The 13,103-nt window shown below is 26.0% G+C and carries 12 protein-coding genes; 8 read left to right on the top strand and 4 right to left on the bottom strand.

Annotated elements, in window-relative coordinates; genetic code table 11:
- Positions 1 to 2: 2 nt before the first annotated feature.
- Positions 3 to 1,148: an acetylornithine deacetylase gene (argE, locus tag D9V63_RS00240; protein ID WP_158368299.1), complete on the bottom strand. Its 1,146-nt coding sequence runs from the start codon at positions 1,146 to 1,148 to the stop codon at positions 3 to 5.
- A gap of 147 nt (positions 1,149 to 1,295) precedes the next feature.
- On the opposite strand from argE, the gene argC reads away from it, so the two are divergent.
- From argC to cysE, 7 genes are all read left to right on the top strand, one after another.
- Entirely contained in the window at positions 1,296 to 2,300 is a 1,005-nt protein-coding gene (gene argC, locus D9V63_RS00245) for an N-acetyl-gamma-glutamyl-phosphate reductase (RefSeq protein WP_158368301.1), read from the top strand.
- 14 nt (positions 2,301 to 2,314) lie between these two features.
- Positions 2,315 to 3,088 carry an acetylglutamate kinase gene (gene argB / locus D9V63_RS00250; protein ID WP_158369267.1) on the top strand — a complete coding sequence of 258 codons (774 nt, stop codon included), beginning with the start codon at positions 2,315 to 2,317 and terminating at the stop codon, positions 3,086 to 3,088.
- Positions 3,089 to 3,114: 26 nt separating this feature from the next.
- The gene (locus D9V63_RS00255) at positions 3,115 to 4,323 is read left to right on the top strand and encodes an argininosuccinate synthase (protein ID WP_158368303.1); all 1,209 of its coding nucleotides are present in this window, start codon (positions 3,115 to 3,117) and stop codon (positions 4,321 to 4,323) included.
- A gap of 49 nt (positions 4,324 to 4,372) precedes the next feature.
- Complete coding sequence (gene argH / locus D9V63_RS00260; protein WP_158368305.1) at positions 4,373 to 5,752, top strand: argininosuccinate lyase; 1,380 nt, start codon at positions 4,373 to 4,375, stop codon at positions 5,750 to 5,752.
- A 141-nt stretch (positions 5,753 to 5,893) separates the two neighbouring features.
- On the top strand, positions 5,894 to 6,322 hold the full coding sequence (locus D9V63_RS00265; protein ID WP_158368307.1) for a rhodanese-like domain-containing protein: 429 nt from the start codon (positions 5,894 to 5,896) through the stop codon (positions 6,320 to 6,322).
- A 60-nt stretch (positions 6,323 to 6,382) separates the two neighbouring features.
- Complete coding sequence (gene secB, locus D9V63_RS00270; RefSeq protein ID WP_158368309.1) at positions 6,383 to 6,838, top strand: protein-export chaperone SecB; 456 nt, start codon at positions 6,383 to 6,385, stop codon at positions 6,836 to 6,838.
- Between the two features lie 58 nt (positions 6,839 to 6,896).
- Complete coding sequence (cysE, locus tag D9V63_RS00275; protein WP_158368311.1) at positions 6,897 to 7,724, top strand: serine O-acetyltransferase; 828 nt, start codon at positions 6,897 to 6,899, stop codon at positions 7,722 to 7,724.
- A 105-nt stretch (positions 7,725 to 7,829) separates the two neighbouring features.
- On the opposite strand, the gene rpoD is transcribed toward cysE, so the two are convergent.
- From rpoD to rpsU, 3 genes are all read right to left on the bottom strand, one after another.
- Positions 7,830 to 9,692, bottom strand: coding sequence for an RNA polymerase sigma factor RpoD (gene rpoD, locus D9V63_RS00280; protein WP_158368314.1), 1,863 nt, complete (start codon positions 9,690 to 9,692; stop codon positions 7,830 to 7,832).
- Between the two features lie 133 nt (positions 9,693 to 9,825).
- The gene (dnaG, locus tag D9V63_RS00285; RefSeq protein ID WP_158368316.1) at positions 9,826 to 11,559 is read right to left on the bottom strand and encodes a DNA primase; all 1,734 of its coding nucleotides are present in this window, start codon (positions 11,557 to 11,559) and stop codon (positions 9,826 to 9,828) included.
- A gap of 69 nt (positions 11,560 to 11,628) precedes the next feature.
- Positions 11,629 to 11,844 carry a 30S ribosomal protein S21 gene (rpsU, locus tag D9V63_RS00290; protein ID WP_053940044.1) on the bottom strand — a complete coding sequence of 72 codons (216 nt, stop codon included), beginning with the start codon at positions 11,842 to 11,844 and terminating at the stop codon, positions 11,629 to 11,631.
- 237 nt (positions 11,845 to 12,081) lie between these two features.
- Between rpsU and tsaD the strand changes: the two genes are divergently transcribed.
- The gene (gene tsaD / locus D9V63_RS00295; RefSeq protein ID WP_158368318.1) at positions 12,082 to 13,098 is read left to right on the top strand and encodes a tRNA (adenosine(37)-N6)-threonylcarbamoyltransferase complex transferase subunit TsaD; all 1,017 of its coding nucleotides are present in this window, start codon (positions 12,082 to 12,084) and stop codon (positions 13,096 to 13,098) included.
- Positions 13,099 to 13,103 lie beyond the last annotated feature (5 nt).

The raw sequence follows: 13,103 nt of genomic DNA on the forward strand, positions 1-13,103 counted from the left end.
TTTTAACAGCAAAATTTAACGATCAATTTTTTTAGAATATTTTTTGTAGGATCAATGAAAGAATAATGTAGATATTCGTCTGGGTGATGTGCTTGATCAATAGAACCAGGACCTAAAATTAATGTAGGTGCAATTTTTTTTAAAAATGGTGCTTCTGTGCAATAATTCACAGTTGTAGATTTTATTTTAAAGAGATTTTCTATTTTTTTAACTATATGATGTTTTTTAGATATTTCATACGCAGGAATAGGAAAAAAAATATTTTTTAAAAAAATTCGATTTGGCCATTTTTTTTTAATTTTTTTTAGTGTGTCTTTTAATAACGTTTCAAGTGTTTCAAAGCTTAGCTGAGGTATAGGTCGTATTTCAAAAGTTATACTACATAATGAACAAATACGATTGATTGGAGCATTACCTTGTATAGATCCAAAGTTCATAGTTGGATGCGAGATAGAAAAATCTTGATGTAAGTATTTTTGTTTTATATATTTTTTTAAGTTAATTAACTGTTTTATTATTTCATATGAAATTTCAATGCTATTCACACCATTAGAAGGATTGCTTGAATGCCCAGTATCTCCAAAAATATCAATTTTATATGCAATATGACCTTTATGAGCATTTATTATTTTTAAACATGTTGGCTCACCAATGATAATACAATCTGGTTTAATCTTTGTAGATTTAGAAAAATATCTTGCTCCAGACATATCTGTTTCTTCATTAGCAGTAGCAAGTATATAAATTGGTTTTTTAATTTTTTTTATATTTATAGAGGATATCACATCTAATAAAAAAGCAAAAAATCCTTTCATATCTACTACACCTAATCCATATATTTTATCATTTTTTTCAGTTAATTTAAAAGGATCTGTAGTCCATGTATTTTCGTCAAAATTGACAGTATCTGTATGACCCGAAAATAATAATCCTCCTCTTCCTACTCCAAACGAGGATAACATATTAAATTTATTTGTATTAGGTATATTTTTTATTTGTATTGAAAAATTTAATTCTGAAAAATAATTTGATAGTAAATCAATTAAAATTTTGTTACTTAAATCTATTGTTTTGTTTTCACTGCTAATTGTAGGTATTTGAATCAATGATTTATATATTTCAATAAAAGAAGGTATTTTTCTTGTCATCTGATAAAACTTATTAGGATTTTTATCTATTAAAACATATCTTTCTTATAAAGTAAAAATACTAATAAAATTAACAATAAGTGTAGATTATTTTTTATTTAAATAATTTAATAAACTCATTTTTTATTTTCTAAGGTTTTTAAACGTATGTTAAATGTTTTAATTGTTGGTGGAAGTGGATACTCGGGAGCAGAGTTAGTTAATTATATTTATCATCATAAATTTGCTAAAATAAAAAAAATTTTTGTTTCTAAAGATAGTATAAATATAGGAAAATTGTTTTCTGATTTACATCCAGAATACACGAACATTATAAATTTGCCATTTGAGTCTATTGAAAATTTTTTTTTAATTAAAGAGCATATAGATGCTGTATTTTTGGCTACAGACCATCATGTTAGTCATGCCTTAGTTCCTTTTTTTATGAAGTATAATTGTTTTGTATTAGATCTATCTGGTGCATATAGGATGAATAATGTTAATGTTTATTCAGAATATTATGGTTTTGTTCACCTCTATAAAAATATCTTAAAAAAATCTGTTTATGGATTAGCTGAATGGAACTATAAAAAAATTCAAAAAGCTAAATTAATTGCTGTACCGGGTTGTTATGCCACTTGTATACAATTAGCACTAAAACCATTGATAGAAGTGAATGTTTTATCTAAATCATATATTCCTATAATCAATGCTGTTAGCGGTGTCAGTGGAGCTGGTAGACATCCAAATATTAATAATAGTTTTTGTGAAGTTAGTTTAGCTCCATATAATATTTTTAAGCATCGTCATACTCCCGAAATGATAGAAAAGTTAGGAATTCCAGTAATTTTTATTCCACATTTAGGACCGTTTTCAAGAGGTATCATCGCTACTATCACATGCAAATTAACAAAAAATCTTAAATTAACTCAAATCTATAATATATATAATGATTTTTATAAAGATAAATCATTAATTAGAATACATCAAAATACTTTTCCAAGTATTAAAGGAATAGTGAAATTACCATTTTGTGACATTGGATTTACTATTAATAATGAATATCTTGTTATTATAACAGCTGAAGATAATTTATTAAAAGGAGCGGCTGCTCAAGCAGTACAATGTTTTAATATTCGTTTTGGCTTTTCTGAAACAGAATCAATTATTTGATGAGGTATTTAATGATTTGTCCTTTAGTTATTAAGTTAGGCGGTGTTCTTTTAGAAAGTAACGATGCAATGATAGATTTATTTAAAGCTATTTATGATTATCAAAAATCTAATAAACGAGATATTTTAATTGTTCACGGAGGTGGACGATTAATAGATAATTTAATGAATAAGCTATCTTTACCAGTTAAAAAAAAAAATGGACTACGTATTACTCCTTATGAACATATTAATATTATTACAGGTGTTTTAGCTGGAACAGCTAACAAAATTCTTTTAGCATGGGCATTAACAAGTAAAATTAATGCTATAGGATTATGCTTATCTGATGGAAAAAGTACAAACATAGATATATTAGATAAAGATTTAGGTCATGTTGGAAAAATTACGCCAGGATCTCCTGTTTTTTTATTACATTTATTTAAACAAAATATTTTGCCAATTATAAGTTCTATAGGTATAACTAGTGATGGAAAATTAATGAATGTAAATGCTGATTTAGCTGCAACAGCATTAGCAAAAACTTTAGAAGCTCATTTAATTTTATTGTCAGATATTAGTTCAATATTAGATGGTAAAGGACAAAGAATTAAAGAAATTAATAATGCAAAAGCTAAAAAATTAATTTCTCAAGGAATTATTACTGATGGTATGATTGTTAAAGTGCATGCAGCTTTAGATGCAGCTGCAAGTTTAAATCGTTCGGTAGATATTGCAAGTTGGCAAAATACAGAAAATTTAAAATTTTTATTTAATGGAAAAAATATTGGGACACGAGTTTTAGTATAGTTCAATTACAGTATAGGTATAGAAAAATGAATAATAATCTTGAAAAAGTTGTATTAGCATATTCAGGTGGTTTAGATACTTCTGCTATCATTCCTTGGTTAAAAGAAACTCATAAAGTAGATGTTATTGCTTTTGTAGCAGATATCGGTCAATCAAAAAATGATTTAGATGGTATTAATGAAAAAGCCTTGCAATCTGGTGCGTCAAGTTGTCATATTTTTGATTTAAAAAATGAATTTATAGAAAATTATGTTTTTCCTATATTAAAAACTGGTTCTTTATATGAAGGTAATTATCTATTGGGAACAGCTTTAGCTAGACCGATTATAGCAAAAAAACAAGTAGAATTTGCTTTAAGCATTGGAGCTAAGTTTTTATGCCATGGTGCTACTGGAAAAGGTAATGATCAAGTGCGTTTTGAAATGGCTTATTCAGCATTAGCTCCTGATCTTATAGTAATAGCTCCTTGGAGACATTGGAATTTGAATTCAAGAGAATCACTATTAGAGTACCTACATAAAAAAAATATTCCTACTACGGCAACATTAGAAAAAATTTATAGTAAAGATGAAAATATTTTGCATATTTCTACAGAAGGTGGTTTGCTTGAAAACCCTTGGAATAGAACAAATTCTGATTGCTGGAGTTGGACTGTAGATCCAGAACATGCCCCAGAAAAACCAGAATATATTTTACTTCATATAGATAAAGGAGTTGTGGTATCGATTAATAATAAACATTTTACTCCTTTACAATGTATCAAGAAATTAAATATTATTGGATCTAATCATTCTATAGGTCGATTAGATGTCGTTGAAAATAGAATTATTGGAATTAAATCTAGAGGTTGTTATGAAACTCCAGGTGGAACTATTATCCATACTGCTTTAAGAGCAATTGAACAGTTAGTGTTTGATCGAGAAAGTTTTAATTGGCGAGAAAAAATTGCTTTAGAAATGTCATCTGTAGTTTATGATGGTCGATGGTTTACTCCAATCCGTGAATCTTTACAAGCTGCTTCAGATTCATTAGCTTCTTCATTAAATGGAGAAGTAGTTTTAAAATTGTACAAAGGCAATGTAATTGCTGTTCAAAAAAAATCTTTACATTCATTATACTCTCAAGAATATGCAACTTTTAGTAAAGATGAAGTTTATAAACATTCAGATGCAGAAGGCTTTATTCATTTATTTTCTCTTTCTTCTAGAATACGTGCTTTAAATAAGTTAAAATAATTTTATAAAAATTTATTATTCAATTCATTACTTTAATTAGAGAACATATATGTCGCTTTGGGGTGGAAGATTCCTCGATGAATCTAATAAATTATTTAAAAGATTTAATACTTCTTTATCATTTGACTATATTTTAGCTCAAGAGGATATATTTGCTTCAATTGCTTGGTCTAAAACTCTTTTGGAAATTGGTATATTAACTCAAAAAGAGCAAAATAAAATAGAATCTGCATTGATTTCTTTAAAACAAGATATTTATGAAAACCCAGAAAAGATTCTGAAAAGTGATTGTGAAGACATTCATAGCTGGGTCGAAATAAATCTTATTAAAAAAATAGGAGAACTAGGGAAGAAATTACATACAGGCAGAAGTCGTAATGATCAAATTACAACAGACTTAAAATTATGGTGTAAAAAAAATATTCAGATTTTGTTAGAAAGTATTTTAAATCTTCAAAAACAATTTATTTTAGTTGCTGAACAATATCATGATATAATATTGCCTGGATATACTCATTTGCAACGTGCCCAACCCATTACTTTTGCATATTGGTGTTTAGCGTATGTTGAAATGTTAAAGCGTGATTTTAGTCGTTTAGAAGATACTCTAAAAAGATTAGACGTCAGTCCATTAGGATCCGGTGCTTTATCTGGTACAGCATGGAATATTGACCGTGAAAAATTAGCATTATATATGGGTTTTAGTGCTGCTACTAATAATGCATTAGATAGTGTTTCAGATAGGGATTATGTTATAGAGCTATTAGCTTCGGCTTCAATTAGTATGATGCATTTATCTAGATTTTCTGAAGATTTAATTTTTTTTAATTCTAGTGAAGCAAGTTTCATTGAATTATCTGATTCTGTTACATCAGGATCATCATTAATGCCTCAAAAAAAAAATCCAGATGCTTTAGAACTAATACGTGGAAAGTGTAGTCGTGTATATGGAGCTTTATTTTCTATTTTAATTGTTTTAAAAGCTTTACCACTATCTTACAATAAAGATATGCAAGAAGATAAAGAAAGTCTTTTTGATGCAATTAAAACTTGGAATAATTCTTTATTAATGGCTATTTTAGTTTTAAAAAATATAAAATTAAATAAGCTACTATGCTATCAAGCAGCAGAAAAAGGTTACTCTAATGCTACAGAAGTAGCAGATTATTTAGTTAAAAAAGGAATTACTTTTCGAGAAGCTCATTATATATCTGGTAAAATAGTATTGCATGCTATAAATGAAACGAAAGCTTTAAAAGATTTAGATTTATCTGAATTTAAAAAATATAGTCATCTTATAGAAAATGATATATATCAACATATTACTTTAGAATCATGTATTGAAAAACGTATCGCTAAAGGCGGAGTTGCATTCAATCAAGTACAAAAAGCAATTAAAAAAGAAAAAATTCGATTAAATATTGTATAACTTTGTTACCCAGCCCATAAAAGTACAATAGTTATCTTTTAATCTTATATTTTAGGGCATTTAAATTTTTTTAAATGCCAAAATTAATGCTATTTAAATATAAAATTATTTTTCCATTTATAAAATGTAGGATTTTCTTTTGTGAACGACATATTATTTTTTATATCTAATAATTTCATCCTTAGTATTATATGGTTTGTTTTGCTCAATATAACTATTTTTTTAATTTTTAAACAATTTTTTTTAAAAGCAAAAATAATTAATAATTTTTATGCTATAAAATTAATTAATGAAAGAAACGCTAAAATAATTGATACACGATCTTTAGAATTGTATAATGCAGGTCATATTGTAAATGCAATTCATATTCCATTAAACAATATTTCTTTAAAAAAAATTCAAGAATTAAATTTATCTACTCTTAGACCTGTCATTCTTATAATTAATTCATCAGAAAAAAATAATAAATATATTAAAAAGTTTATTGATAATGGAATAAAAAATATTTATATTTTACAAAATGGAATGGATGCTTGGAATATAGAAAATCTTCCTGTAATTACAAATTAAAAAAATTACTAGATATTTTAAAATCAAATTTTAATTAAATATTAAGAATTGGAATAGTTTATGTTAGAAGAACAGTTAAAAAAAAAAGTTTTTGTAATTCAGCGGATTTATGTAAAAGATATTTCTTTTGAGGCACCGAATACACCAGAAATTTTTGAGCAACAATGCATTCCAACTATGAAATTTAATATAAATACAGATATTAAAAAATTACAATTAAATCTTTTTGAAATTGTTTTACAAGTTAGAGTAATAGTAGAAAGTAAAAAAGATTTAGTGTTTTTATGTGATGTGCATCAAGCAGGTATTTTTCTTATTTCCAACTTTGATGAAATAGAATTAAAACATTGTTTAGGTTCATATTGTCCAAACATTTTATTTCCATATGCTAGAGCATGCATATCTAGCTTAGTGTCTTTTGGAAGTTTTCCGCAATTAAATCTTGCTCCCATTAATTTTGATGATATTTTAAATAAAAATTCAGAATTTAAAAAAAACAATATTAATATAAAATAATAGTTTTTAAATATTTAATAATAAATTATTTATTTAAATATTATTTTAAGGAGACAATATGTGTTTTAAAGAAATTTTAGAATTATGGAATATAATGTTATATGAAGCTCAAAATGAATTAAAAAAAGAACCAATTTTGTCTAGCTTATATAAAGAAAGTATATTAAAACATAAAACATTCAGTAGTTCTCTAAGTTATATATTATCAACTAAATTATCTACTTCTATTATTTCTGAAAAAAATATACAAAATATTTTTAATAAAATATATTTAAATAATATTTTTATTTTAAATTTAGTAGTCAAAGATTTAAAAGCTATTTTAAAAAGAGATCCAGTTGTAAATAATTATTTAACTCCTTTTTTATATTTTAAAGGCTTTCATGCGTTAGAATCTTATAGAATTAGTCATTATCTTTGGAATAAAAAACAATATGCGTTATCGACATATCTACAAAGTAGAATCTCTACTGTTTTTTCAGTTGATATCCATCCAGCAGCATGTATTGGTTCTGGAATCATGCTTGATCACGCTACTGGTATTGTTATTGGAGAAGGTGTAATTATCGAAGATGATGTTTCAATTTTACATTCTGTTACTTTAGGTGGAACAGGTAAAAATAGCAGTAAAAATAGACATCCAGTAATTAGAAATAAAGTTAGTATAGGAGCAGGAGCTAAAATATTAGGAAATATTGAAATTGGTTCTCACACAAAAATAGGAGCTGGTTCAGTAGTTTTAAAAAATGTACCTCCATGTGTTACAGTTGCTGGTATTCCTGCTAAAATTGTAAAACAATTAAATAATTCAGCTTCTTTTTTTCAAGAAAATCAAAATAACTTTTTAGATTGTATTGAACAATTTCAATACGGAGATGGTATTTAATATAATATAAAATTAAAACTTCTGTCTTTTATTCACAACATAATTTATATGTTATAATTGTTTATTACAGAAGTTTTATTATTTAATTAGTGACATATAATAATATTAATCATCTAAAAAACTACGCAATACTTCTGATCTACTTGGGTGACGTAGTTTTCTCAATGCCTTTGCTTCTATTTGTCTTATTCTTTCACGGGTAACATCGAATTGTTTCCCAACTTCTTCTAGAGTATGATCTGTATTCATATCGATTCCAAAACGCATACGTAGAACTTTAGCTTCACGAGCTGTTAGACCTGATAATACATCATGTGTAGCGGATCTTAAGCTTTCAGATGTCGCTGAATCTAATGGAAGTTCCAATGTCGTATCCTCTATAAAGTCGCCTAAATGGGAATCGTCATCATCTCCTATAGGTGTTTCCATAGATATAGGTTCTTTAGCTATTTTTAAAACTTTTCTAATTTTATCTTCAGGGATTAACATTTTTTCAGAAAGTTCTTCAGGAGTAGGTTCTCGACCTGTTTCTTGAAGTATTTGTCTAGAAATACGATTAAGTTTATTAATAGTTTCTATCATATGCACGGGAATACGAATAGTACGTGCTTGATCTGCAATTGAACGAGTAATAGCCTGTCGAATCCACCAAGTTGCGTAAGTTGAAAATTTATATCCTCTACGATATTCAAACTTATCAACTGCTTTCATTAAACCAATGTTACCTTCTTGAATTAAATCTAAAAACTGTAACCCTCTATTAGTATATTTTTTCGCGATAGAAATAACTAATCTTAAATTTGCTTCTACCATTTCTTTTTTTGCTCTTTTGGCTTTTGCTTCTCCAATAGACATTCTTTTATTAATATCTTTTACTTCTCCAATGGTTAATCCTGTTTCTTTTTCAATATTACTTAATTTTTTTATACTTAAAAGAATTTTTTCTTCAATTTTTTGTATTTTTTCAGACCAAGGTTGATTTAAATTTTTTTCTTTTATTAACCAATTGATATTTGTCTCATTGCCTGAAAAAATTTTTATAAAATTTTTTTTTGGCATTTGACATTCTTCAATACATAATTGCATTATTATTCTTTCTTGTGTTCTAACTCTTTCCATCATATTACGCATGTTATTCACTAAATGATCAAATTGTTTTGGAACTAATCTAAATTGTTTAAAAATTTCTGAAAGATTATAAATTTCTAGTAATGAATCCTTATGTTTTCTATTTTTAATTTTAATCATATTACTGGTATTAGTATATTGTATACGTAATGCAGAAAATTTTTCGTTTGCTAATTCAGGGTCAATACTATTGTCTTCATCTTCTTCATTTTCTTCATCTTCTTCATCTTCTTCATCTTGATCGTGTATTGCACTGTTAGCAATCTCATCTAATAATTCAGCTCCTAAATGCATATTGCTATGGGTAGAAGGTAACAGTTCTTCTGCATTAGGATCAACAAAACCTATTACTATGTCAGATAATCTTATTTGACCAGTTTTAATGCGATCATATTGCTCTAGAAGATAAGTAATAGCTTCTGGATATTCGGATACTGAAGATTGAACTTGATTAATTCCTTCTTCAATACGTTTTGCTATATCAATTTCACCTTCTCTCGTAAGTAATTCAACAGTACCCATTTCTCTCATATACATCCGAACCGGATCAGTTGTTCTTCCTAATTCAGATTCAACACTTGATAAAACTTGAGTCGCTGCTTCCACTGCATCTTCATCTGTGTCTGTATTTATTTCATTTAAAATTAAATCATCTGCATCAGGTGCTTCTTCGACGACTTGAATTCCCATATCATTAATCATCTGAATAATGTCATCGATTTGTTCGGAATCAATAATATCTTCTGGAAGATGATCATTAACTTCGGCATAGGTTAAATACCCTTGCTCCTTACCATGTGTAACAAGCAGCTTAAGTTGTGACTTTGGGTTTTGCTCCATAGGAAAATATCCAAATTTTTGTTAATATAATGAATATTAATTGACTACTTAGTCAATAATTAATATATAGAATTATTTTAATTTTAAGGTATACTATATAATGATTTTAATAGAAAAAATAAAAAATTATTCACTATTTTTTAATTGTTTTGTTAATAGACCAAATTTCTTTTTTTTCATTTATCGTAAGTCCGTGAATTCTTTCTTTTGCAATTAAATATTCTTGTCTTTTTTCAAGATCTTTTTTATATATACTTTTTAATAAATCTAAAAAAACATGTTTAATTTTTTCTTCCACTATCATATGGTCTAAAGTTGATAAAGTTTTTAAAATATTAATTATTTTACTATTTCTATAAAATTCTAGTAATTGACCCGTATTAAAATTTGGGTTTTTTAAGCATGTTTTTAAAATCTCTAAAAAAATAGGAATTCCTTTTGTTTTTGAGTTTTTTAATTTTTTTGTTGAAGTTACTAAATTTGACAAATTAGGGTTTTGAATAAGTAATCCTATAAGAGTTCGCATTAAAGTTGGTTTACTTTTATATTGTACAATTTTATTGTTTTGTTTTTGTTGATGTAAAAATTTTTCAAATTGGTAGTCATCTAAAATTCCTATTATTCGTGCTAATATTTGTCTTAAATAAATTCGTATTGTATCGCTAGGTATAGAATTTATTAAAGGTAGTGCACGTACACTTAGATAAAATTTATCATCGTTAGATGATAAATCAATTCCTTTTAAAATATTTTTAAAAAAAAATTTAGACATTGTAAGAGCATATTTAATGCGCAATTGAAAATTTTTAGCTCCTTCTTTTTTAATAATACTGTCTGGATCTTCATTTTCAGGTAGTATTACAAATTTTACAGTTTTTTTATCAGATATATATGGCAATGTAATTTTTAAATTTCTCCAAGCAGCATTTCTACCGGCCTCATCACCATCGTAACAGTATATAACTGTATCAGTATTGCGAAAAAGTATTTTTATATGTTCTTTTGTAATTGACGTTCCTAAAGAGGAAACTACATAATCAATTTTATTTTGTGTTAACATAATAACATCAATATATCCTTCAACAACTAAAAGATATTTTGGTTGTAATTCTTTCTTTTTTACTTGATATAATCCGTAAATTTGTTTGCCTTTATAAAAAATATTTGTTTCAGTCGAATTTATATACTTTGGAAGAGTTTTTTGTATTGTTCTCCCTCCAAAACCTATAGTTTTTCCGTATTTATCATGTATAGGAAATATTATTCTACCTTGGAAAGGATCGTATATTTTTTTTTTTTTATTAATAGAAATAATTTTATTATTTAACAGTTCTATTTCTAATTCTTTTTTTATATTGAATTGCTTAGAAAACAAATCCCAAGTAAAACTTGCAAAACCAATACAAAAAAATTTCATCATATTTTTACTAACACCCCTACGAGTCAGATACTCATAAGCAGCGCTATTTAAAATTAAATTTTTTTGATATAATTTTGATATTTGATCGGTTAATAAATATAATTTTTGTTTTATAAAATAATCATTTTTTTTAGATGTTACATTTTTTTCAAATGGTATTGAAAGCCCATGTATCAAAGAAAGCTCTTCAATACTTTCTAAAAAATTTAAATTTTCATAGTTTATTAAAAAATCAATTACATTTCCATGTGTATTACATCCAAAACAATAATAAAATTGTTTTTCATAACTAACAGTAAATGATGGTGTTTTATCGTTATGAAAAGGGCAATTAGTTTGATAATTTTTACCTATTTTTTTTAATTTTATTCGTGTATTAATAACATCAATGATATTTGTTCGAAATAATAAATCATTGATAAAGTATTTAGGTATTTTTCCAGACATAAATTTTTTATAATAGAATTCCGTTCTTTTAAAAGAACGGTTGTTTATTTTTTATATTTTTAACATATTTTAATACATTCGTATTCTTTTTGCATTTTCTCGCGTCAGTTTTTTTGCTAAACGTTTTATAGCAGAAGCTTTAGCACGCTTTCTTTCAGTGGTAGGTTTTTCATAAAATTCTCTTCTACGTATTTCTGCTAAAATACCAGCTTTTTCACAAGATCTTTTGAAACGACGTAATGCAACATCAAATGGTTCATTTTCACGTACTTTTATTATTGGCATTCAATATTTACCTCAATTATATAATTTATATTAGATTTATGGTTATAGTGTTTAAATTAATCATTGAATAAGCGTTATTTTTTATAGAAAATAAATCCTATCTTAATTAATATTATATTGTAAAGTATCATCTTTTAAATGGAATTATTTTTTTATAAGTAAATTTATTTTTCATGGTTTAATTTTATTTTATTATTCAGTTTTAAATTATTTAATATCAAATGAATAGGTATAGAAATGAAAGTATTAGGTATTGAAACATCTTGTGATGATACTGGTTTAGCTGTTTATGATAACGCTCAAGGTTTATTAATAAATGAATTATACAATCAAAAAAAAATACATGCTAATTATGGCGGAATTATTCCTGAGTTAGCATCACGTGAACATTCAAAAAAAATAATTTTTTTGATAGATAAAATTTTTAAAAAAATAAATATGAAGAAAGATATTAATCTTATTGCATATACTGCGGGGCCTGGTTTAGTTGGTTCTTTATTAGTTGGCGCAACATTTGCTTGTTCTTTAGGTTTTGCTTTAAATATTCCTGTTTTACCTATTAATCATATGGAAGCGCATTTATTATCACCAATGTTAGAGTGTAAGTCAATAACATTTCCTTTTATTGGATTATTGGTATCTGGTAAGCATACTCAAATTATTGCTGCTTACAAATTAGGAAAATATGAAATTCTTGGTAATTCATTGGATGATGCTGCAGGCGAAGCTTTCGATAAAATATCAAAGTTATTAAATTTAAAATATCCAAATGGTCGTGAATTATCTAATTTAGCAGAAAAAGGTATAAAAATGAATTTACAATTTCCTCGTCCTATGAAAAATCATTCTAATTTAAATTTTAGTTTTTCAGGATTAAAAACTTTTACTGCTGATATGATTAAAAATAAAAATTTAAATTTTCAACAAAAAGCAAATGTTGCAAAAGCCTTTGAAGATGCAGTGATTGACATATTGTTGATTAAAACACAAAAAGCTTTGCGTCAAAAAAAATGGAGTAATTTAGTTATAGCCGGAGGTGTAAGTGCAAACAAATTATTACGTAAAAAATCGGAAGTGATGATGAGAAAAGTTTTTAATGGAAAAGTGTTTTATGCTTCTTCAAAATTTTGCACAGATAATGGTGCAATGATTGCTTATTTAGGATCATTATATTATAACAAAAAAAATTTTTCTTCTTCATTAGAAATTTTAGTTAAACCAAAATGGTCTTTAGATAATTTATCTGTATTGTAATAAAG

The organism is Buchnera aphidicola (Aphis nasturtii), assembly GCF_005083345.1.
GTDB classification, from domain to species: domain Bacteria; phylum Pseudomonadota; class Gammaproteobacteria; order Enterobacterales; family Enterobacteriaceae; genus Buchnera; species Buchnera aphidicola_R.

Coding starts and splice junctions, on each gene's coding strand:
- argE (WP_158368299.1), bottom strand. CDS start 1,148: ATGACAAGAAAAATACCTTCTTTTATTGAAATATATAAATCATTGATT.
- argC (WP_158368301.1), top strand. CDS start 1,296: ATGTTAAATGTTTTAATTGTTGGTGGAAGTGGATACTCGGGAGCAGAG.
- D9V63_RS00255 (WP_158368303.1), top strand. CDS start 3,115: ATGAATAATAATCTTGAAAAAGTTGTATTAGCATATTCAGGTGGTTTA.
- argH (WP_158368305.1), top strand. CDS start 4,373: ATGTCGCTTTGGGGTGGAAGATTCCTCGATGAATCTAATAAATTATTT.
- secB (WP_158368309.1), top strand. CDS start 6,383: ATGTTAGAAGAACAGTTAAAAAAAAAAGTTTTTGTAATTCAGCGGATT.
- cysE (WP_158368311.1), top strand. CDS start 6,897: ATGTGTTTTAAAGAAATTTTAGAATTATGGAATATAATGTTATATGAA.
- rpoD (WP_158368314.1), bottom strand. CDS start 9,692: ATGGAGCAAAACCCAAAGTCACAACTTAAGCTGCTTGTTACACATGGT.
- dnaG (WP_158368316.1), bottom strand. CDS start 11,559: ATGTCTGGAAAAATACCTAAATACTTTATCAATGATTTATTATTTCGA.
- rpsU (WP_053940044.1), bottom strand. CDS start 11,844: ATGCCAATAATAAAAGTACGTGAAAATGAACCATTTGATGTTGCATTA.
- tsaD (WP_158368318.1), top strand. CDS start 12,082: ATGAAAGTATTAGGTATTGAAACATCTTGTGATGATACTGGTTTAGCT.